Raw genomic sequence first — 20,118 nt, 5'->3', positions numbered from 1 at the left:
TCCTCGCGCATCAGAACAGGCCCTCCAGCCAACCGTCGAGCTGCTCGAAGGCATCACTGAAGGTGCGGTCGAGTTGCAGCGGGGTAATCGATACGTAGCCTTGCATCACCGCGTGGAAGTCGGTGCCCGGGCCGCCGTCCTCGGCATCCCCGGCCACGGCGATCCAGTAGCCTTCCTTGCCGCGCGGGTTGACCACCTTGGTCGGCGCCGCCGCCCGCGCCCGGTGACCGAGGCGGGTGAGCTGGATGCCGCGGATGTGCTCCAGCGGCAGGTTGGGGATGTTGACGTTGAGTACGGTACGTGGCGGCAGTGCCAGGCGCGATTGTGCCTCGACCAGGCGGCGGGCGATATGGGCCGCGGTCGGCAGGTTGTCCGGCTGGCGCGACAACAGCGAAAACGCCAGCGAGGTACCGCCGAGGAACCGGCCTTCCAGCGCCGCGGCGACCGTGCCCGAATACAGCACGTCGTCGCCCAGGTTGGCCCCCAGGTTGATCCCCGACACGACCATGTCCGGCGTGTGCGGCAACAGCCCATTGAGCCCCAGGTGCACGCAGTCGGTCGGCGTGCCGTTGAGGCTGATGAAGCCGTTGGCCAGGGTCTGCGGGTGCAGTGGCCGGTCCAGCGTCAGCGAACTGCTGGCGCCGCTCTTGTCTTGCTCCGGGGCGATCACCACGCACTCGGCGTAATCCACCAGCGCAGCGTGCAGCGCGGCGATGCCGGGTGCGGTAACACCGTCGTCGTTAGAAATCAGAATACGCATGGGCTGTCCGTCTGCCCTGCCGACACCAGATCCACGACTTCACGCACCACCACGGTGGCGAAGCATCCAGCCGGCAGGACGAATTCCAGTTGCAGGATATCAGGCTCGGGATAATGCCACGTCAGGCCGCCAATAGGGAGCCGCAGAATGCGCCGTTCGTGATCCATTCTCGCCTGGGCCAACCACTGGCAAAGTGCCGGCTGCCGTGCGCCGACAGCGTTCTCCAGGTGCGCGGTGGCAGCTGCGGCAGGCGAATCGCCCTCCCCCCACAGCGGGCCGGTCGGGTGCAGGTCGAGAATCGCCAGGCGCGGATCGCCGCATTCCGCCTCACCCGCAGGAAAGAAGCTGCGGCTGTCGGTGAAGGCCAGCAGGTCGCCCACCTGGGCACGTGCCCAACTGCCCTCGGCAACCCGGGCGGCCAACACCTGGTTGAACAGGTAGCTACGCCCGGCCGAGAGCAGCCGCGAACGCACGTTGCGCTGTTCGGGCAGGGCCTTGCGCGCGGCCCAGTCGAGGGCGTCGTGGACGTTGCCGCCAGCGTGGCCGAAGCGCTGGGTGCCGAAATAGTTGGGCACACCTTGTTGCTTGAGCTGTTCCAGGCGCGCATCCACCGCCTGATGATCAGCGGCCAGGGCGGTCAGGCGCAGGGTGAAGCCGTTGGCCGAATGCGCACCGCGCTGCAGCTTGCGCTGGTGGCGCACCTGCTTGAGCACGCGCAGGCTGGCATCTTCGGCACGCGACAGGTCCGGGTCGGCCTTGCCCGGCAGGTGCAGGCTGAACCACTGGCGGGTCAGCGCCTGGCGGTCCTTGAGCCCGGCGTAGCTGATGCTGCGTACCGGCACGCCGGCGGCGCGGGCCAGGCGGCGGGCAGCTTCTTCGGTGTTCAGGTCGCGCTTCTCGACCCATAGCCACAAGTGCTCGCCCTGGCCGGACAGCGGGATATCCAGCACTTCGTCGACCTGGAAGTCTTCGGCCACCGCCTTGAGTACGGCGGTGCCCAGTGGTTCACCCGCTGCGCGCGGGCCCAGCAATTCCAGTTCGGTCATGCTGGCAGCAGCAGGGCCACCGAATGCACGGCGATACCCTCCTCGCGGCCGGTGAAGCCCAGCTTCTCGGTGGTGGTGGCCTTGACGTTGACCTGGTCGAGCGCGACTTGCAGGTCTTCGGCGATCAGCTGGCGCATGGTCTCGATGTGCGGGGCCATCTTCGGCGCCTGGGCGACGATGGTGGCGTCGACGTTGCCGACCTTCCAACCCTTGGCCTGGACGATACCGAGCACATGGCGCAGCAGCACGCGGCTGTCGGCGCCCTTGAACTGCGGGTCGGTATCGGGGAAGTGCTTGCCGATGTCGCCCAGCGCTGCCGCGCCAAGCAAGGCATCGCTCAAGGCGTGCAGCAGCACGTCGCCGTCGGAATGGGCCAGCAGGCCGTACTTGTGGGGGATACGCACCCCGCCCAGGGTAATGAAATCACCGTCGCAGAAACGGTGCACATCGTAGCCGTGGCCAATACGCATAAGAAAACGCCCTGAATGAGTCAGGGCGTGATTCTACCTGCTTTAGACGCCATTGGGGCTGCTTCGCAGCCCATCGCCGGCAAGCCAGCTCCCACAGGATCACCACAGCCCATCAGGCCTGTGCAGTACCTGTGGGAGCTGGCTTGCCGGCGATGAGGCAAACACCGCAGCTATGCCTTACACCCGCCCCAGCGCCACCGCATGGTGGCGCAGGTGCTCTTCGATGAAGCTGGCGATGAAGTAATAGCTGTGGTCATACCCCGGCTGCAGACGCAGGGTCAGTTCATGCCCCCCTTTGCGCGCAGCCTGCTCCAGCGCCTCGGGCTTGAGCTGCTTCTCGAGGAAGTCGTCACGGTCGCCCTGGTCCACCAGCAACGGCGGGCACTCGCCGCTCGGGGTCTCGGCCAGCAGTACGCTGGCATCCCACTCCCGCCAACGCGCACGGTCTTCACCCAGGTAGCGGCCGAAGGCCTTCTCGCCCCACGGGCAGTCCATCGGGTTGCTGATCGGCGAGAACGCCGACACCGAGCGGTAGCGCCCCGGGTTGCGCAAGGCGCACACCAGCGCGCCATGGCCACCCATGGAATGGCCGCTGATGCTGCGCTCGGCCGACGCCGGGAAGTGCGCCTCGATCAGCGCCGGCAACTCCTCCACCACATAATCGTGCATGCGGTAGTGCTGGGCCCAGGGCTGCTGGGTGGCGTTGAGGTAGAAGCCGGCTCCCAGGCCGAAGTCCCAGGCGCCGTCAGGGTCGCCCGGCACCTGCTCGCCACGCGGGCTGGTGTCCGGGGCGACGATGATCAACCCAAGCTCCGCGGCCAGGCGCTGGGCGCCGGCCTTCTGCATGAAGTTCTCGTCGGTGCAGGTGAGGCCGCTTAGCCAGTACAGCACCGGCAGCTTCTCGCCCTGTTCGGCCTGCGGCGGCAGGTAGACGGCGAACACCATGTCGCAGCCCAGCACCTTGGAGTGATGCCGGTAACGCTTGTGCCAGCCGCCGAAGCTCTTCTGGCAGGAGATGTTATCCAGGCTCATGGCTGACCTCAGAAGTGGATCACGCTGCGGATGCTCTTGCCTTCATGCATCAGGTCGAAGGCCTTGTTGATGTCCTCCAGGCCCATGGTGTGGGTGATGAAGGTATCCAGCGGGATCTCGCCCTTCTCGGACATTTCCACGTAGCTTGGCAGCTCGCTGCGGCCGCGCACGCCGCCGAACGCCGAACCACGCCATACCCGGCCGGTGACCAGCTGGAACGGACGGGTGGAGATTTCCTGGCCGGCACCGGCCACGCCGATGATCACCGACTCACCCCAGCCCTTGTGGCAGCATTCCAGGGCCGCACGCATCAGCTGGACGTTGCCGATGCACTCGAAGGAGAAATCCACGCCGCCATCGGTAAGGTCGACGATCACTTCCTGGATCGGGCGGTCGTAGTCTTTCGGGTTGATGCAGTCGGTGGCACCCAGTTGGCGGGCGATTTCGAACTTGGCCGGGTTGATGTCGATGGCGATGATGCGCGAGGCCTTGGCCTTCACTGCACCGATCACTGCCGACAGGCCGATGCCGCCGAGGCCGAAGATGGCCACGGTGTCACCCGCCTTGACCTTGGCGGTGTTGAGCACCGCACCGATACCGGTGGTGACGCCGCAACCCAGCAGGCAGACCTTTTCCAGTGGCGCTTCTTTCTGGATCTTGGCCACGGAAATTTCCGGCAGCACGGTGTACTCGGAGAAGGTCGAGGTGCCCATGTAGTGGAACAGTGGCTGGCCTTTGTAGGAGAAGCGCGTGGTGCCGTCCGGCATCAGGCCCTTGCCCTGGGTGGCGCGGATGGCCTGGCACAGGTTGGTCTTGCCGGAGCGGCAGAATTTGCACTGGCCGCATTCGGGGGTGTACAGCGGGATGACGTGGTCACCGACGGCGACCGAGGTCACGCCCTCGCCTACCGCTTCGACGATCGCGCCGCCTTCGTGGCCGAGGATCGACGGGAAGATACCCTCCGGGTCGGCACCGGACAGGGTGTAGGCGTCGGTGTGGCAGACACCGCTGGCGACCACGCGCAGCAGCACTTCACCCGCCTTGGGCATGGCCACGTCGACTTCGACGATTTCCAACGGTTTCTTGGCTTCGAAGGCTACGGCAGCACGGGACTTGATCATCAAAGGTCTCCAGACAGAGGATCGATTCGGTCTGGCAAGTGTAATTCACTGCCTTTTGATGAATAATCCAGCCAAAGACAAAACATTATTGCCACACAGGGATAATCCATGAGCAGCCGCTGGGAAGGCATCGACGAGTTCGTCGCCGTGGCCGAGTCGGGCCAGTTCACTGCGGCCGCCGAACGCCTGGGCGTGTCCTCATCGCACATCAGCCGGCAAATCGCCCGGCTGGAGGAGCGCCTGCAGACACGCCTGCTATACCGCAGTACCCGCCGGGTAACCCTGAGCGAGGCCGGGCAGACCTTTCTGCAGCACTGCCAGCGCCTGCAGGATGGCCGCGAGGAAGCCTTGCGCGCCATGGGCGACCTGGCCAGCGAACCCAAGGGGTTACTGCGCATGACCTGTGCGGTGGCCTATGGCGAGCGCTTCATCGTGCCGCTGGTGACACGGTTCATGGCGCTGTACCCGCAGTTGCGGGTGGACGTGGAACTGAGCAACCACACCCTGGACCTGCTGCATGAAGGCATGGACCTGGCCATCCGCCTGGGCCGCCTGGCTGACTCCCGCTTGGTGGCCACCCGCCTGGCGCCTCGGCGCATGTACCTGTGCGCCTCGCCGGCTTACCTGGAGCGTTATGGTCGGCCGCATAGCCTGTCGGAGCTGGCCCGCCACAATTGCCTGGTGGGCAGTTCGGATATGTGGGCACTGCTGCAGGACGGCCGCGAGATCAGCCAGCGGGTGCAGGGCAACTGGCGCTGCAACAGTGGCCAGGCAGTGCTGGATGCGGCGTTGCAGGGGATGGGCTTGTGCCAGCTGCCGGACTATTACGTGCTGGAACATCTGCACAGCGGTGCGCTGGTGTCGTTGCTGGAGGCGCACCAGCCGCCGAACACGGCGGTTTGGGCGTTGTATCCGCAGCAACGGCATTTGTCGCCTAAGGTGCGGCGGTTGGTGGATTACCTGAAGGAGGGGTTGGCGGGGTTGCCGGAGTATCGTTTCAACTGAAGGGATGTGTTGTCTGTACCGGCCTCTTCGCGGGCTTGCCCGCTCCCACAGGAACAGCGCAAACCTGAAGAGGTGTGCGGTCCCTGTGGGAGCGGGCAAGCCCGCGAAGAGGCCGGTACAGGAATACGAAATTCAGCGGCGTCCAGCCCAACGCTGGCGCAACCACTCCAGGTCTTCCGGCCGGGTCACCTTGATGTTGTCGCTGCGCCCTTCGACCAGCCGCGGCGCCTGGCCGGACCATTCGATGGCCGAGGCTTCATCGGTCACCACTATATCCGACACCAGGCACTCGGCCAGCGCCCGGTGCAAGGCACCCAGGCGGAACATCTGCGGTGTGTACGCCTGCCAGATGGTACTGCGGTCCACCGTGGCGCTCACCCGGCCATTGCCATCGGCACGCTTGAGGGTATCGCGCGCCGGCACTGCCAGCAGGCCGCCCACCGGGTCGTGCGCCAGCTCCGACAACAACTTGTCCAGGTCGCTGCGCGCCAGGTTCGGCCGCGCGGCATCGTGCACCAGCACCCAATCGCCGTCCGCTGCCCCTTGGGCATGCAGCAGCAGCAAGGCATTGAGCACCGAATCAGCGCGCTCACGCCCGCCCGCCGCGCGCTGGATGCGCGGGTCGCTGGCGCAGCGCAGGCCAGGCCAGTACGGGTCGTCTTCGGCGATACTGACCACCACGCCCTTGAGCGCCGGGTGGCCAAGAAAACAGTCGAGGCTGTGCTCGAGAAGGGTCTGCCCGGCCAGTTCCAGGTATTGCTTGGGACGGTCGGCAGCCATGCGGGCACCAACGCCCGCAGCAGGAATCACGGCCCAGAAGGCCGGCAAGGTATCGATCATTTCTGTGGCAACTGGAAGAGGGTTTCGCCCTCTTTGACCATCCCCAATTCATGGCGAGCCCGCTCTTCAACGGTCTCCATGCCTTTTTTCAGCTCCAGCACTTCGGCATCGAGCACGCGGTTACGCTCGAGCAAGCGCTCGTTCTCGGCATGCTGTTCGGCTATCTGCTGCTTGAGCTCGGTCACTTGCGCCAGGCTGCCGCTGCCCACCCACAGGCGGTACTGCAGGCCACCCAACAGCAGGAGCAGAACGAGGAACACCCAATAGGGACTGCGCATCACGTTATCCAGGTTAAAAAGGCTGCCGCGTACTTGTTACTTCGGGGCCTCGAATAGCACGAAGCCTGGCCGAGGCCAGGCTTCGTCGACAGAAACCCGTTGGAACACAGGAACATTCAGTACGAACGTCCCTGCAGCTCCGGCTGCTGTCTTTTTACCATCTCTTGCTTAGCCGCGAAACTCGGCACGACCACGGTAAACCGCTTTGGCGCCCAGTTGCTCTTCGATGCGCAGCAGCTGGTTGTACTTGGAAACGCGGTCGGAGCGGCACAGCGAACCGGTCTTGATCTGGCCCGCGGCAGTACCCACGGCCAGGTCGGCAATGGTCGAGTCTTCGGTTTCACCGGAACGGTGCGAGATCACCGCGGTGTAGCCGGCAGCCTTGGCCATCTGGATGGCTTCCAGGGTTTCGGTCAGCGAGCCGATCTGGTTGAACTTGATCAGGATCGAGTTACCGATGCCCTTCTCGATGCCTTCCTTGAGGATCTTGGTGTTGGTCACGAACAGGTCGTCACCCACCAACTGGACTTTTTCACCAATCTTGTCGGTGAGGATTTTCCAGCCAGCCCAGTCGGACTCGTCCAGGCCGTCTTCGATCGAGATGATCGGGAAGCGCTCGGTCAGGCCCTTCAGGTAGTCGGCGAAGCCTTCGGCGTCGAACGACTTGCCTTCGCCGGACAGGTTGTACTTGCCGTCTTCGTAGAATTCGGAAGCAGCGCAGTCCAGGGCCAGGGTCACGTCGGTACCCAGCTTGTAGCCGGCTTTCTCGACCGCTTCGGCGATGGCACCCAGGGCGTCTTCGTTGGAAGCCAGGTTAGGGGCGAAGCCACCTTCGTCACCTACGGCAGTGTTCAGGCCACGGGCCTTCAGCACGGCTTTGAGGTGGTGGAAGATTTCGGTGCCCATGCGCAGGCCGTCAGAGAAGGTCTTGGCGCCAACCGGCTGAACCATGAACTCCTGGATGTCGACGTTGTTGTCGGCGTGCTCGCCACCGTTGATGATGTTCATCATCGGTACCGGCATCGAGTACTGGCCCGGGGTGCCGTTCAGGTTGGCGATGTGCGCGTACAGCGGCAGGTCCTGGTCCTGGGCAGCGGCCTTGGCGGCAGCCAGGGAAACGGCCAGGATGGCGTTGGCGCCCAGCTTGGCCTTGTTCTCGGTACCGTCCAGTTCGATCATGGCGCGGTCCAGAGCCTTCTGGTCGGCAGGGTCCTTGCCCAGCAGCAGGTCACGGATAGGGCCGTTGATGTTGCCGACGGCCTTCAGCACGCCCTTGCCCAGGTAACGGCTCTTGTCGCCATCACGCAGCTCCAGCGCTTCGCGCGAGCCGGTGGAAGCACCGGACGGCGCGCAAGCGCTGCCGATGATGCCGTTGTCCAGCAGCACATCGGCTTCCACGGTGGGGTTGCCACGCGAATCGAGAACTTCACGACCTTTGATGTCGACGATCTTTGCCATTGTTGTAAGCACTCCAGAATTGACGAAAACAACGCAGCTTTGGGAATTCTTGCCGTTCACCAGGCGACATGGCACGGGCAGGCCTGGCGAAGGGAGCCCCTGACCGATAGGTCAGGGGGTGGAACGGGCGGTACTTTACCCGAGAAATGAGCTTTACGCGGTTTCTACCGTCGGAAAACTTTTCACCAGGTCGTCCAGTTGCTTGAGCTGGGCCAGGAACGGCTCCAGCTTGTCCAGGCGCAGGGCGCATGGGCCATCGCACTTGGCGTTGTCCGGATCAGGGTGTGCTTCGAGGAACAGGCCAGCCAGGCCCTGACTCATGCCAGCCTTGGCCAGGTCGGTGACCTGGGCGCGGCGGCCACCGGCAGAGTCCGAGCGGCCACCCGGCATCTGCAAGGCGTGGGTCACGTCGAAGAACACCGGGTACTCGAACTGCTTCATGATGCCGAAGCCGAGCATGTCCACCACCAGGTTGTTGTAGCCGAAGCTCGAACCACGCTCGCAGAGGATCAACTGGTCGTTACCGGCCTCCTCGCACTTGGTCAGGATGTGTTTCATTTCCTGGGGCGCGAGGAACTGGGCCTTCTTGATGTTGATCACCGCGCCGGTCTTGGCCATGGCCACCACCAGGTCGGTCTGCCGCGACAGGAAGGCCGGCAGCTGGATGATGTCGCAGACCTTGGCCACCGGCTCGGCCTGGTAAGGCTCGTGCACGTCGGTGATCACCGGCACGTTGAAGGTGCGCTTGATCTCCTCGAAGATCTTCAGGCCTTCTTCCATGCCAGGGCCACGGTAGGACGTCACCGACGAACGGTTGGCCTTGTCGAAGCTGGCTTTGAACACGTACGGAATACCGAGCTTCTCGGTCACCCGCACGTACTCTTCGCAGACCTTCAGGGCCAGGTCACGGGACTCCAGGACGTTCATGCCGCCAAACAGGACGAACGGCTTGTCGTTGGCGATCTCGATGTTACCGACGCGAATGATCTTCTGGGTCATTGATCAGGCCTTGTTCTTCTGAGCCAGGGCTGCCTTGACGAAACCGCTGAACAGCGGGTGGCCGTCACGCGGGGTCGAGGTGAATTCCGGGTGGAACTGGCAGGCGACGAACCATGGGTGGTCCTTGGACTCGACCACCTCTACCAGCGCGCCGTCTTCGGAACGGCCGGAAACCACCAGGCCGGCATCGACCAGTTGCGGCAGCAGGTTGTTGTTCACTTCGTAGCGGTGACGGTGACGCTCGGTGATCACGTCCTTGCCGTAGCAGTCATGCACCTTGGAACCGGCGGCCAGCTGGCAGTCCTGTGCGCCCAGGCGCATGGTGCCGCCCAGGTCGGAAGCTTCGCTGCGGGTCTCGACGGCACCGGTGGCATCGGCCCACTCGGTGATCAGGCCGACCACCGGGTGGCCGCTGTTGCGGTCGAACTCGGTGGAGTTGGCATCCTTCCAGCCCATCACGTTACGGGCGAATTCGATCACGGCTACCTGCATGCCCAGGCAGATACCCAGGTACGGCACCTTGTTCTCACGGGCGTATTGCACCGCGGTGATCTTGCCTTCCACGCCGCGCAGGCCGAAACCGCCCGGGACCAGGATGGCATCGGCGCCTTCCAGCAGGCTGGTGCCCTGGTTCTCGATGTCTTCCGAATCGATGTAGCGCAGGTTTACCTTGGTGCGGTTGGTGATGCCGGCGTGGCTCATCGCTTCGATCAGCGACTTGTACGCGTCCAGCAGCTCCATGTACTTGCCGACCATGGCGATGGTCACTTCTTGCTCAGGGTTGAGCTTGGCATCGACTACCTTGTCCCACTCGGACAGGTCGGCGCTGTTGCATTGCAGGCCGAAGCGCTCGACGACGAAGTCGTCCAGGCCCTGTGCATGCAGCACGCCCGGGATCTTGTAGATGGTGTCGACGTCTTCCAGCGAAATCACCGCACGCTCTTCGACGTTGGTGAACAGCGCGATCTTGCGACGCGACGAAGCATCGACCGGGTGGTCGGAGCGGCAGATCAGCACGTCCGGCTGCAGGCCGATGGAGCGCAGCTCCTTGACCGAGTGCTGGGTCGGCTTGGTCTTGGTCTCGCCAGCGGTGGCGATGTACGGGACCAGGGTCAGGTGCATCAGCATGGCGCGCTTGGAGCCCACTTCGACGCGCAGCTGGCGGATGGCCTCGAGGAACGGCTGCGACTCGATGTCGCCGACGGTACCGCCGATTTCCACCAGGGCCACGTCGGCATCGCCGGCACCCTTGATGATACGACGCTTGATTTCGTCGGTGATGTGCGGGATGACCTGGATGGTCGCGCCCAGGTAGTCACCACGACGCTCTTTACGCAGCACGTGCTCGTAGATGCGACCGGTGGTGAAGTTGTTGTTCTGGGTCATGGTGGTGCGGATGAACCGCTCGTAGTGGCCCAGGTCGAGGTCGGTCTCGGCGCCATCGTGGGTGACGAACACTTCACCGTGCTGGAACGGGCTCATGGTGCCCGGATCGACGTTGATGTACGGATCCAGCTTGAGCATGGTGACCTTCAGGCCCCGCGCTTCCAGGATGGCCGCCAGGGAAGCCGAGGCAATGCCTTTCCCCAATGAAGAAACAACACCGCCCGTGACGAATATGTAGCGCGTCATGAAAAACCCTAGAAGTCTGCGTTAAGGCGGCCAGCGCCGCCGGAGAAAGCGAAGGAAGGCCGAAGCCCCCGATCACCTGCGTCAATCACAGTGCATCTCGAAAAACTGTCGCGTCTGTACAGACCAGGGGTATCCCCGGCATGGAGCTCGCTCGTCATTTTCAGAATCAGCCCAGCAAAAAACTGCTTGGTAATCGGCAACTCCTGTGTTTTCGCGGAACCCACAGAAGCTGTATCAAGAAGGGAGGGTAGTCTACCCGAATGTACCCTTCAGCTCAAACCTTGCGCGTTCGTCGGCAACTGCCAGTGCAACTGGCAATCCGCCCTCTCCAGCCCGGGCAAGTTGGCCACTGCCAGCAGGTGCTCGCCGTGGTACAGCAACGGCAGGCGCGAGCGCAGGAAATACGGCACCTGCTGCTCGTTGAGCAGGCGCTTGAGGTCACGCCGACCACGGCCAGGGACTTCCAGCCTTTCGCCGCCCTGGCGGTAGGCAATGTGCAGCCCATCCAGCGCTGCTGCGCCAACAAGACGCACACTGCCGTTAGCCGGCAACAGCAAAGGCACGGCAGGATCGGGCCAGGCCAGCCGGCCAGCGGGCTGCTGCAGCCAATCGCCGCTCAGCCACCAGATGCGCCCATGGCTACGCAGCAGTTGCCCATCGGCAAGCCGCCAGACCGGTTGGGCATCGCCGGCGGCATCGCGCAAGTCCATCCAGCCGGCCCAATGCCGGGTATCGGGCAAGCGGGTACGTTGGCTCAGCCAGTATTGCAAGGCATTGCGCTGACGGGCTGGCGACAGCGCCATCAGGACAGCCAGGTCGAGGGAGTCCAGCCCCGGCCAGGCAATGGGCGCCCCCTCCCCCGCAAGCGCCAAATCTTCCCGGGCCAGTTCGTCCAGCAAGCCCAGCGCCTCGCCCAGGTGCTCGGCGGCGCGGGCGAGATTCTGGCTGGCCTGCGGCCAACGTTGCTGTAACTGCGGGAACACTTCGCCGCGCAAGTAGTTGCGGGCGAAGTGCGTATCGGCGTTTGACGGGTCTTCGATCCAGACCAGCTCGTGGGCCTTGGCATAGTCCTGCAACTGCTGCCGGGAGCACCCCAGCAACGGCCTGACCAGGCAGCCCAGCCCTAGCGCCCGCTGCCCCGGCATCGCCGCCAGGCCACGCAGGCCGGCGCCGCGCAACAGGCGAAAGAGCAGGGTCTCGGCCTGGTCGTCGCGGTGCTGGCCGGTGAACAGGATGTCGCCTGGGCCGAGAGCATTCTTGAAGGCGGTATAGCGGGCATCGCGGGCGGCCTGTTCGAGACTGGCACCCGAAGAGACCTGGACGTGGATGACCTGGAGTTCGATGCCGAGGTTGTCGCAGATGGCTTGGCAGTGGGCGGGCCAGGCGTCGGCGGCGGGTTGCAGGCCGTGGTGGATGTGAATGGCGCGCAGTGGGGGCGAAGCATGCTTGCGGGCGTGTTCGGCCAACAGGTGCAGGAGGACGGTGGAGTCGAGGCCGCCGGAGAAGGCGATGTACCAGTTGGGGGCGTTGAGCCAGGGGGTGAGGTTGATCATGAAGGCCTCACATGGCTTGAGATCGCCGGGGGTGCTGTGCACCCCTTTCGCCGGCAAGCCAGGCTCCCACAAGGATCAGCGTCAACGCGGACAATGTGGGAGCTGGCTTGCCGGCGAATGGGCCGCAAAGCGGCCCCCCGGGCAAATCAAAATCAGAGACCGTAGCTCATCAGCCGCTCGTAACGACGGGCCAGCAGTGCGTCGTTGTCGAACTTGCCGAGCATGTCCAGCTGCTGCACCAGGTCGGCACGGATGCTTTCGGACATTTTCGCCGGGTCACGGTGGGCGCCGCCCAGCGGCTCCTGGATGACCTTGTCGACGATGTTCAGGCTCTTCAGGCGCTCGGCGGTGATGCCCATGGCCTCGGCCGCATCAGCCGCCTTGTCGGCAGTCTTCCACAGGATCGAGGCGCAACCTTCCGGCGAGATCACCGAGTAGGTGGAGTACTGCAGCATATTCAGTTGGTCGCACACGCCAATGGCCAGTGCACCGCCGGAACCGCCCTCGCCAATCACGGTGGCGATGATCGGGGTCTTCAGGCGCGCCATCACGCGCAGGTTCCAGGCGATGGCTTCGCTCTGGTTACGCTCTTCGGCGTCGATGCCCGGGTAGGCGCCCGGGGTGTCGATGAAGGTCAGGATCGGCATCTTGAAGCGCTCGGCCATTTCCATCAGGCGGCAGGCCTTGCGGTAGCCTTCCGGGCGTGGCATGCCGAAGTTGCGGCGTACCTTCTCGCGCACTTCGCGGCCCTTCTGGTGGCCGATGACCATGACCGGTTTGCCGTCCAGGCGCGCGGTACCGCCGACGATGGCGGCGTCGTCGGCGAAGTGGCGGTCGCCGTGCAGTTCTTCGAACTCGGTGAAGATGTGCTCCAGGTAGTCCAGGGTGTAGGGACGACGTGGGTGACGGGCCAGACGGGCGATCTGCCAGCTGGTCAGGTTGCCGAAGATGCTTTCGGTCAGGGTGCTGCTCTTGTCTTGCAGACGGGCAATTTCATCGCTGATGTTCAGCGAGTTGTCGTTGCCTACCAGGCGCAGGCCTTCGATCTTGGCTTGCAGGTCGGCAATCGGCTGTTCGAAATCGAGAAAATTCGGGTTCATAGTCATCCGTCTTGGGTCTACGGCCAGGCGGCCGGCCGGTTGATCCGTTTGGCGCCCTACCTTAAGGGATCAGGCGCATTCAGGTCGAGATTAAATTTTTGTCGGTTCAACGATATTGCAGGAAGACGTTCTCACGCCCGAACTGGTCACGCAGCGCCTGAATCAGCCCATCGGCCGGGTCAATCGCCCATTGCTCGCCGAACTGCAGCATCGCCTTGGCGTCGCTGCCGGTGTACTCCAGGGTGATCGGGCAAGCGCCACGATGACGGGTGATCAACTCGCCCAGCCACTTCAGCCGGTCGCCCTTGAGCGCTTCGTGCGCCACCTTCAGGCGCAGGCTTTCGGCCAGCTTGGTGCGCGCGTCCTCCATGGTCATCACCTGCTTCACCCGCAGGCGCAGGCCACCGGAGAAGTCGTCGTTGCTGACCTCGCCCTCGACCACCACCATGGCATCGTTCTGCAGCAAGGACTGTGCCGCGATGTAGGCATCAGCGAACAGCGATGCCTCGATGCGCCCGGAGCGGTCATCCAGGGTGACAAAGCCCATCTTGTCGCCCTTCTTGTTCTTCATCACCCGCAGGGCAATGATCATGCCGGCGATGGTCTGGGTTTCGCGCGACGGCTTGAGGTCGATGATGCGCTGGCGGGCAAAACGGCGTATCTCGGTCTCGTACTCGTCGATCGGGTGCCCGGTGAGGTACAGGCCGAGGGTGTCCTTCTCGCCCTTCAGCCGCTCCTTGAGGGTCAGTTCGCGTACCTTGCGGTGGTTGGCGTACACGTCGACATCTACCGAGTCGAACATGCCACCGAACAGGTCGACATGACCACTGTCAGCGGTATGCGCGGCCTGCTCGGCAGCCTTGACGGCCTCACCCAGTGCCGATAGCAAGGTGGCACGGTTGAGGTCGATGTTGGCGTGATAGGCCTTGATCTCGTCATGGAAGTGCGGGCCCAGGCGGTCCAGCGCGCCGCTGCGGATCAGCGCATCGAGGGTGCGTTTGTTGACCCGCTTGAGGTCGATGCGTTCACAGAAATCGAACAGGTCCTTGAAGGGACCACCCTGGGCGCGGGCCTCGACGATCGCTTCCACCGGGCCTTCGCCGACGCCCTTGATGGCGCCCAGGCCGTAGACGATACGGCCGTCATTATTGACGGTGAACTTGAAGTCGGAGAAGTTCACGTCCGGCGCGTCGAGGCGCAGCTTCATGCTGCGCACTTCCTCGACCAGCACCACCACCTTGTCGGTGTTGTGCATATCCGCCGACAGCACCGCCGCCATGAACGGCGCCGGGTGATGGGTTTTCAACCAGGCGGTCTGGTAGGACACCAGGCCATAGGCGGCGGAGTGGGATTTGTTGAAGCCATAGCCGGCGAACTTCTCTACCAGGTCGAAGATGTTACCCGCCAGATCGGCATCGATATTGTTGGCGACGCAACCTTCGATGAAACCACCACGCTGCTTGGCCATTTCCTCGGGCTTTTTCTTACCCATCGCCCGGCGCAGCATGTCTGCGCCGCCGAGGGTATAGCCAGCCATGACCTGGGCAATCTGCATCACCTGTTCCTGGTACAGGATGATGCCGTAGGTCGGTGCCAGTACCGGCTTGAGGCCTTCGTACTGGTAGTCGGAGTGTGGGTAGGCCAGCTCGGCACGGCCGTGCTTGCGGTTGATGAAGTCGTCCACCATGCCCGACTGCAGCGGGCCGGGGCGGAACAGCGCTACCAGTGCGATGAGGTCTTCCAGGCAGTCGGGCTTGAGCTTTTTGATCAGCTCCTTCATGCCTCGCGATTCAAGCTGGAACACCGCCGTGGTTTCGGCCTTCTGCAGCAGCTCGTAGGTCTTGCGGTCGTCCAGCGGGATGAAGTCGATGTTGACGTCGGGCAGGTTCTTCTTGGCCTGCTCGCGATTGATGATCTCCATCGCCCACTTGATGATGGTCAGGGTCCGCAGGCCGAGGAAGTCGAACTTCACCAGGCCCGCGGCCTCGACGTCATCCTTGTCGAACTGGGTTACCAGGCCGCCGCCCTCTTCGTCACAGGCGATCGGCGAGAAGTCGGTGAGCTTGGTCGGCGCGATCACCACGCCACCGGCGTGCTTGCCGGTACCCCGGGTGACGCCTTCGAGCTTCAGGGCCATGTCCCAGATCTCGCGGGCGTCTTCGTCGCCCTTGAGGAAGTCGCGCAGGATCTCTTCCTGCTCGTAGGCCTTCTCCAGGGTCATGCCCACTTCGAACGGGATCATCTTCGACAGGCGGTCGGCCAGGCCGTAGGACTTGCCCTGCACCCGCGCCACGTCACGCACCACCGCCTTGGCGGCCATGGTACCGAAGGTGATGATCTGGCTGACCGCGTTGCGACCATAGGCTTCGGCCACGTAGTCGATCACCCGGTCACGGCCGTCCATGCAGAAGTCGACGTCGAAGTCGGGCATGGAAATACGTTCAGGGTTGAGGAAGCGCTCGAACAGCAGGTCGTAGGCCAGCGGGTCGAGGTCGGTGATCTTCAGTACGTAGGCCACCAGCGAACCGGCACCCGAACCACGGCCCGGTCCGACCGGCACGTCGTTGTTCTTGGCCCACTTGATGAAGTCCATAACGATCAGGAAGTAACCGGGGAAGCCCATCTGGATGATGATATCCAGCTCGAACTTCAAGCGGTCCAGGTAAACCTGGCGCTTCTCTTCGTAATTGGGCGTGGTCTCTTTCGGCCACAGTACCGCCAGGCGCTCTTCCAAGCCTTCGTGGGACACATGGCGCAGGTAATCGTCGATGCCCATGCCGTTGGGCGTGGGGAAGTCGGGCAGGAAGTACTTGCCCAGCTGTACCTGGATGTTGCAGCGCTTGGCGATTTCGACGGTGTTGGCAATGGCATCGGGCAGGTCACTGAACAGCTCGGCCATTTCCTCGGCCGACTTCAGGTACTGCTGGTCGCTGTAGCCACGCGGGCGGCGTGGGTCGTCGAGGGTCCAGCCCTCGCCGATGCAAACACGGGTTTCGTGGGCGTCGAAATCGGTCTGCTTGATGAAACGCACGTCGTTGGTGGCCACCAACGGCGCGCCAAGGCTGTCGGCCAGGGCCACTGCAGCGTGCACGTATTCTTCGTCGCGGGCGCGGTTGGTACGCTGCACTTCGACGTAGAAACGCTCGGGGAACATGCCCATCCAGTCTTGCAACAGGGCCTGTGCTTCGTCGTTCCTGCCGGCCAGCAAGGCCATGCCGATGTCGCCCTCCTTGCCTGCGGACAAGGCAATCAGGCCCTCGCTGGCGGGGGCGATCCATTCACGCTGGAGGATGACCAGACCGTTGCGCTGGCCGTCGGTCCAGCCGCGCGAGATCAGCTCGGTGAGGTTGCGGTAACCCTGGGGGTTCATGGCCAGGAAGCAGATGCGCGACAGCGGCGCTTCCGGGTCGGCACCGGCCAGCCACAGGTCGGCGCCGCAGATCGGCTTGATGCCGGCGCCCATGGCGGTCTTGTAGAACTTGACCAGCGAGCACATGTTGCTCTGGTCGGTGATCGCCACCGCCGGCATGTTCATCCCCGCCAGCGCCTTGGCCAGCGGCTTGATCCGCACCAGGCCGTCGACCAGCGAGAATTCGGAGTGGACGCGCAGGTGAACGAAGGGAACCGACATGGAAGATCCTGTAGCTGTGCTGAACGACAAGGGCGGGATTGTAGCTTAAATGAGGGGGATTTCGGGGCTGCTTGTAGGAGCGGGTTTACCCGCGAACCAGGCGACGCGGTGGCTGGCACCGGCTGCGCCGGTGTTCGCGGGTAAAGCCGCTCCCACAGGAAACGCAGTACGGCATCCGAGTTCAGATCAGGGAATCGGTGATGCCTTCACGCGCTTCCCAGGCCGCCCGCACCGGGGCAAAGGAGCGCCGATGAATGGGCGTTGGCCCAAGCCGCGCCAGGGCCTCAAGGTGTACCGGCGTCGGATAACCCTTGTGCCCGCCAATACCATACCCAGGATAGATCAGCTCGAACGCGCTCATCTCCCGGTCACGAGTGACCTTGGCCAGGATCGAAGCAGCTGCAATGGCAGGCACCTGGCTGTCGCCCTTGACCACCGGTGATGCCGGCACGGCCAGCTTCGGGCAGCGGTTGCCGTCGATCAGGGCCAGCTTCGGGGTAATGTGCAGGCCTTCCACCGCGCGCTGCATGGCCAACATGGTGGCGTGCAGGATGTTGAGGCGGTCAATTTCCTCGACCTCGGCGCGGGCGATGCAAAAGCTCAGGGCCTTTTCGCAGATCTCGTCGAACAGCGCCTCGCGCCTGGCTTCGGTGAGCTTCTTCGAATCATTCAAACCCAGGATCGGGCGCGCCGGGTCGAGGATCACCGCCGCCGTCACCACAGCGCCGCACAACGGGCCACGGCCGACTTCGTCGACACCGGCGACCAGGTCCTCGACCAGGTTGAAATCCAGTCCAATTTGCATGTCAGCGGTCCTTGAGCAAGGCCAGTACCGCCTCGGCCGCCTGGTTGGAGGCGTCACGGCGCAGGGTGCGGTGAATTTCGTCGAAACGTTCGGTTTGCTGGCTGCCATCGGCTACCAGCGGCGCCAGGGTATTGGCCAAGGCTTCGCTGGTGGCCTGGTCCTGCAGCAATTCGGGCACCAGCTCGCGCTGGGCCAGCAGGTTTGGCAACGACACGTAGGGGCTCTTCACCAGGCGCTTGAGGATCCAGTAGGTCAAGGGCGCCAGGCGGTACGCCACCACCATTGGCCGCTTGTACAGCAGCGCTTCGAGGGTGGCGGTACCCGAGGCGATCAGCACTGCATCACAAGCCGCCAGGGCCTGGTGCGACTGGCCATCGAGCAGGGTCAGCGGCAACTGCCGCCCTTCGAGCATCTGCTCGACCTGGGCGCGCCGAGCGGCGTTGGCGCAGGGCAACACGAAACGCACGCCCGGCACCTGCTCACGCAAGCGCTCGGCCGCATCGAGGAACAACGCCCCCAGGCGCCCTACTTCACCACCCCGGCTGCCCGGCATCAGTGCCACCACCGGCCCCTCGCCCAGGCCCAGCGCGGCACGCGCCGCCGGGCGATCGGCTTCGAGCGGGATGGTGTCGGCCAACGGGTGGCCGACAAAGCGCACCGGCACGCCCTGCTCCTCGTAGAACCGCGCCTCGAACGGCAGCAGCGTCAGCATCAGGTCGCAGCCTTGGCGAATCTTCAGCACGCGCTTCTGCCGCCAGGCCCAGACCGACGGGCTGACGTAATGCACGGTCTTGATCCCGGCCTGGCGCAACTTCAGTTCGATATTGAGGGTGAAGTCCGGGGCGTCGATGCCGATGAACACATCGGGCTTTTCGGCGATCAGGGTCTGGATCAGCAGCTTGCGGCGCTTGAGCAGCTCGCGCAGGCGCCCCAGCACTTCGACCAGGCCCATGACGGCCAGGCGTTCCATGGGGAAATAGGATTGCAGGCCTTCGGCCTCCATCAAGGGGCCGCCAACGCCGATGAAACGTACATCGGGGTGGCGCACCTTGAGGGCACGCATCAAACCCGAACCGAGAATGTCGCCGCTGGCCTCACCTGCGACCAAGGCTACGCAAAGCCGGGCCATGTCAGCGGGTGATGCCGCGGGCGGAGTTCACGATCGACTGACGGAACAAGTCGACCTCAGGATACTTCGCGGCCGGTTCGTCCAGCTCCCTGAGCGCATCTTCGACGGTCAGGCCCTGGCGATAGACAATCTTGTAGCAACGACGCAGCACGTGGATCACCTCGTCGCTGAAACCCCGGCGGCGCATGCCCTCGAAGTTCATGCTGCGGGCTTCGGCCGGGCTGCCGAACACGGTGACGAAGGCCGGGACGTCCTTGCCGATCGCCGTGCCCATGCCGGAAAACGCGTGGGCACCGATATGGCAATACTGGTGCACCAGGGTGTAGCCGGACAGGATCGCCCAGTCCCCCACATGCACATGCCCGGCGAGGGCCGTGTTGTTGACCAGGATGCAGTGGTTGCCGATGACGCTGTCGTGGCCGATGTGGGCATAGGCCATGATCAGGTTGTGGTCGCCCACGGTGGTTTCCGCGCGGTCCTGCACGGTGCCACGGTGAATGGTCACCCCTTCGCGGAACACATTGTGGTCGCCGATCACCAGGCGCGTCGGCTCACCCTTGTACTTGAGGTCCGGGGTGTCTTCGCCGATCGAGGAAAACTGAAAGATACGGTTGTGCTTGCCGATGCGGGTCGGCCCTTTGAGCACAACATGCGGGCCGATGACGGTGCCCTCCCCGATTTCCACATCGGGGCCAACGATCGACCAAGGGCCGACCTCGACGCCATCGGCCAGCTTGGCCGATGGATCGATAATGGCCCGAGGATCAATCGAATTCATAGGGAGCGTTCCGCGCAGGTGATCTCTGCCGAGCAAACCGGCTTGCCGTCGACCAGCGCACGGCACTCGAATTTCCAGATCATGCTCTTGCGGCTGAGGAACCTGGCCTCCAGTACAAGCTGGTCACCCGGCAGTACTGGCTGACGGAAACGCAGCTTGTCGGAACCGACGAAGTAGTACAGGGTGCCATCGGCCGGCTTGGCGTCGAGCATCTTGAAACCGAGGATGCCGGCCGCCTGGGCCATGGCCTCGATGATCAGGACGCCCGGCATGATCGGGTGCGCCGGGAAATGGCCATTGAAGAACGGCTCGTTGATGCTGACATTCTTGTAGGCACGAATGCTCTGGGCCTCGAAGTCCAGATCCGTCACGCGGTCCACCAACAGGAACGGGTAACGGTGAGGCAGGTATTCGCGAATCTCGTTGATGTCCATCATTTCGGGGGGGAAGCCTGTAATAAGAATAGGGAGCGCAGGTGCTG

18 protein-coding genes are annotated in these 20,118 nt (G+C 63.8%); 1 reads left to right on the top strand and 17 read right to left on the bottom strand.

Annotated features, from left to right (window positions below; translation table 11 throughout):
- Positions 1–10: 10 nt before the first annotated feature.
- The 5 genes from surE to TZ03_RS09980 all read right to left on the bottom strand — a co-directional run bounded on the left by surE (position 11) and on the right by TZ03_RS09980 (position 4,429).
- Positions 11–760, bottom strand: coding sequence for a 5'/3'-nucleotidase SurE (gene surE / locus TZ03_RS10000; RefSeq protein WP_051097439.1), 750 nt, complete (start codon positions 758–760; stop codon positions 11–13).
- Positions 748–1,806: a tRNA pseudouridine(13) synthase TruD gene (gene truD / locus TZ03_RS09995; protein WP_051097438.1), complete on the bottom strand. Its 1,059-nt coding sequence runs from the start codon at positions 1,804–1,806 to the stop codon at positions 748–750. The genes surE and truD overlap by 13 nt, the downstream gene beginning before the upstream one ends.
- Entirely contained in the window at positions 1,803–2,276 is a 474-nt protein-coding gene (gene ispF / locus TZ03_RS09990; protein ID WP_051097437.1) for a 2-C-methyl-D-erythritol 2,4-cyclodiphosphate synthase, read from the bottom strand. Before ispF ends, truD begins: the two co-directional genes overlap by 4 nt.
- A 177-nt stretch (positions 2,277–2,453) precedes the next feature.
- Entirely contained in the window at positions 2,454–3,308 is an 855-nt protein-coding gene (gene fghA / locus TZ03_RS09985; RefSeq protein ID WP_051097436.1) for an S-formylglutathione hydrolase, read from the bottom strand.
- Positions 3,309–3,316: 8 nt separating this feature from the next.
- Positions 3,317–4,429, bottom strand: a complete 1,113-nt coding sequence (locus tag TZ03_RS09980) for an S-(hydroxymethyl)glutathione dehydrogenase/class III alcohol dehydrogenase (RefSeq protein WP_051097435.1) — start codon at positions 4,427–4,429, stop codon at positions 3,317–3,319.
- 108 nt (positions 4,430–4,537) lie between these two features.
- Here TZ03_RS09980 and TZ03_RS09975 point away from each other — a divergent pair, with 108 nt between their 5' ends.
- A complete protein-coding gene (locus TZ03_RS09975; RefSeq protein ID WP_051097434.1) occupies positions 4,538–5,434 on the top strand; it encodes a LysR substrate-binding domain-containing protein in 897 nt (298 codons plus the stop codon).
- A gap of 132 nt (positions 5,435–5,566) precedes the next feature.
- Here TZ03_RS09975 and ispD read toward each other — a convergent pair whose 3' ends face one another.
- The 12 genes from ispD to fabZ all read right to left on the bottom strand — a co-directional run bounded on the left by ispD (position 5,567) and on the right by fabZ (position 20,074).
- Positions 5,567–6,274, bottom strand: coding sequence for a 2-C-methyl-D-erythritol 4-phosphate cytidylyltransferase (gene ispD / locus TZ03_RS09970; protein WP_051097433.1), 708 nt, complete (start codon positions 6,272–6,274; stop codon positions 5,567–5,569).
- On the bottom strand, positions 6,271–6,552 hold the full coding sequence (gene ftsB / locus TZ03_RS09965) for a cell division protein FtsB (RefSeq protein ID WP_051097432.1): 282 nt from the start codon (positions 6,550–6,552) through the stop codon (positions 6,271–6,273). The genes ispD and ftsB overlap by 4 nt, the downstream gene beginning before the upstream one ends.
- A gap of 168 nt (positions 6,553–6,720) precedes the next feature.
- Positions 6,721–8,010, bottom strand: coding sequence for a phosphopyruvate hydratase (gene eno / locus TZ03_RS09960; protein ID WP_051097431.1), 1,290 nt, complete (start codon positions 8,008–8,010; stop codon positions 6,721–6,723).
- A gap of 153 nt (positions 8,011–8,163) precedes the next feature.
- Positions 8,164–9,009 (bottom strand): 3-deoxy-8-phosphooctulonate synthase, encoded by an 846-nt coding sequence (kdsA, locus tag TZ03_RS09955; protein ID WP_051097430.1) that lies wholly within the window; start codon positions 9,007–9,009, stop codon positions 8,164–8,166.
- 3 nt (positions 9,010–9,012) lie between these two features.
- Positions 9,013–10,641 carry a CTP synthase gene (locus TZ03_RS09950; RefSeq protein WP_051097429.1) on the bottom strand — a complete coding sequence of 543 codons (1,629 nt, stop codon included), beginning with the start codon at positions 10,639–10,641 and terminating at the stop codon, positions 9,013–9,015.
- A gap of 269 nt (positions 10,642–10,910) precedes the next feature.
- The gene (gene tilS / locus TZ03_RS09945) at positions 10,911–12,194 is read right to left on the bottom strand and encodes a tRNA lysidine(34) synthetase TilS (RefSeq protein ID WP_051097428.1); all 1,284 of its coding nucleotides are present in this window, start codon (positions 12,192–12,194) and stop codon (positions 10,911–10,913) included.
- A gap of 152 nt (positions 12,195–12,346) precedes the next feature.
- Complete coding sequence (locus TZ03_RS09940) at positions 12,347–13,294, bottom strand: acetyl-CoA carboxylase carboxyltransferase subunit alpha (RefSeq protein ID WP_051097427.1); 948 nt, start codon at positions 13,292–13,294, stop codon at positions 12,347–12,349.
- Positions 13,295–13,400: 106 nt separating this feature from the next.
- The gene (gene dnaE, locus TZ03_RS09935; protein WP_051097426.1) at positions 13,401–16,925 is read right to left on the bottom strand and encodes a DNA polymerase III subunit alpha; all 3,525 of its coding nucleotides are present in this window, start codon (positions 16,923–16,925) and stop codon (positions 13,401–13,403) included.
- A gap of 181 nt (positions 16,926–17,106) precedes the next feature.
- Positions 17,107–17,730, bottom strand: coding sequence for a ribonuclease HII (rnhB, locus tag TZ03_RS09930; protein WP_051097425.1), 624 nt, complete (start codon positions 17,728–17,730; stop codon positions 17,107–17,109).
- A 1-nt stretch (position 17,731) separates the two neighbouring features.
- Positions 17,732–18,859: a lipid-A-disaccharide synthase gene (gene lpxB / locus TZ03_RS09925; protein ID WP_051097424.1), complete on the bottom strand. Its 1,128-nt coding sequence runs from the start codon at positions 18,857–18,859 to the stop codon at positions 17,732–17,734.
- A 1-nt stretch (position 18,860) separates the two neighbouring features.
- Positions 18,861–19,637: an acyl-ACP--UDP-N-acetylglucosamine O-acyltransferase gene (lpxA, locus tag TZ03_RS09920; protein WP_051097423.1), complete on the bottom strand. Its 777-nt coding sequence runs from the start codon at positions 19,635–19,637 to the stop codon at positions 18,861–18,863.
- Entirely contained in the window at positions 19,634–20,074 is a 441-nt protein-coding gene (gene fabZ, locus TZ03_RS09915) for a 3-hydroxyacyl-ACP dehydratase FabZ (protein WP_051097422.1), read from the bottom strand. Before fabZ ends, lpxA begins: the two co-directional genes overlap by 4 nt.
- Between the last annotated feature and the right edge of the window lie 44 nt (positions 20,075–20,118).

The sequence above is a fragment of the Pseudomonas sp. 10-1B genome (assembly GCF_000935045.1).
Lineage (GTDB): Bacteria > Pseudomonadota > Gammaproteobacteria > Pseudomonadales > Pseudomonadaceae > Aquipseudomonas.
Note: the sequence above shows the minus strand (reverse complement) of the source record. Positions and strands in the feature narration are given on the sequence as shown.

Bases quoted from the DNA above. Each gene is read 5' to 3' on its own strand.
- TZ03_RS09940 (WP_051097427.1), bottom strand. From the start codon at position 13,294: ATGAACCCGAATTTTCTCGATTTCGAACAGCCGATTGCCGACCTGCAA.
- ftsB (WP_051097432.1), bottom strand. From the start codon at position 6,552: ATGCGCAGTCCCTATTGGGTGTTCCTCGTTCTGCTCCTGCTGTTGGGT.
- kdsA (WP_051097430.1), bottom strand. From the start codon at position 9,009: ATGACCCAGAAGATCATTCGCGTCGGTAACATCGAGATCGCCAACGAC.
- TZ03_RS09980 (WP_051097435.1), bottom strand. From the start codon at position 4,429: ATGATCAAGTCCCGTGCTGCCGTAGCCTTCGAAGCCAAGAAACCGTTG.
- tilS (WP_051097428.1), bottom strand. From the start codon at position 12,194: ATGATCAACCTCACCCCCTGGCTCAACGCCCCCAACTGGTACATCGCC.
- truD (WP_051097438.1), bottom strand. From the start codon at position 1,806: ATGACCGAACTGGAATTGCTGGGCCCGCGCGCAGCGGGTGAACCACTG.
- fghA (WP_051097436.1), bottom strand. From the start codon at position 3,308: ATGAGCCTGGATAACATCTCCTGCCAGAAGAGCTTCGGCGGCTGGCAC.
- fabZ (WP_051097422.1), bottom strand. From the start codon at position 20,074: ATGATGGACATCAACGAGATTCGCGAATACCTGCCTCACCGTTACCCG.
- surE (WP_051097439.1), bottom strand. From the start codon at position 760: ATGCGTATTCTGATTTCTAACGACGACGGTGTTACCGCACCCGGCATC.
- ispF (WP_051097437.1), bottom strand. From the start codon at position 2,276: ATGCGTATTGGCCACGGCTACGATGTGCACCGTTTCTGCGACGGTGAT.
- TZ03_RS09950 (WP_051097429.1), bottom strand. From the start codon at position 10,641: ATGACGCGCTACATATTCGTCACGGGCGGTGTTGTTTCTTCATTGGGG.
- eno (WP_051097431.1), bottom strand. From the start codon at position 8,010: ATGGCAAAGATCGTCGACATCAAAGGTCGTGAAGTTCTCGATTCGCGT.
- ispD (WP_051097433.1), bottom strand. From the start codon at position 6,274: ATGATCGATACCTTGCCGGCCTTCTGGGCCGTGATTCCTGCTGCGGGC.
- dnaE (WP_051097426.1), bottom strand. From the start codon at position 16,925: ATGTCGGTTCCCTTCGTTCACCTGCGCGTCCACTCCGAATTCTCGCTG.
- lpxB (WP_051097424.1), bottom strand. From the start codon at position 18,859: ATGGCCCGGCTTTGCGTAGCCTTGGTCGCAGGTGAGGCCAGCGGCGAC.
- lpxA (WP_051097423.1), bottom strand. From the start codon at position 19,637: ATGAATTCGATTGATCCTCGGGCCATTATCGATCCATCGGCCAAGCTG.
- rnhB (WP_051097425.1), bottom strand. From the start codon at position 17,730: ATGCAAATTGGACTGGATTTCAACCTGGTCGAGGACCTGGTCGCCGGT.
- TZ03_RS09975 (WP_051097434.1), top strand. From the start codon at position 4,538: ATGAGCAGCCGCTGGGAAGGCATCGACGAGTTCGTCGCCGTGGCCGAG.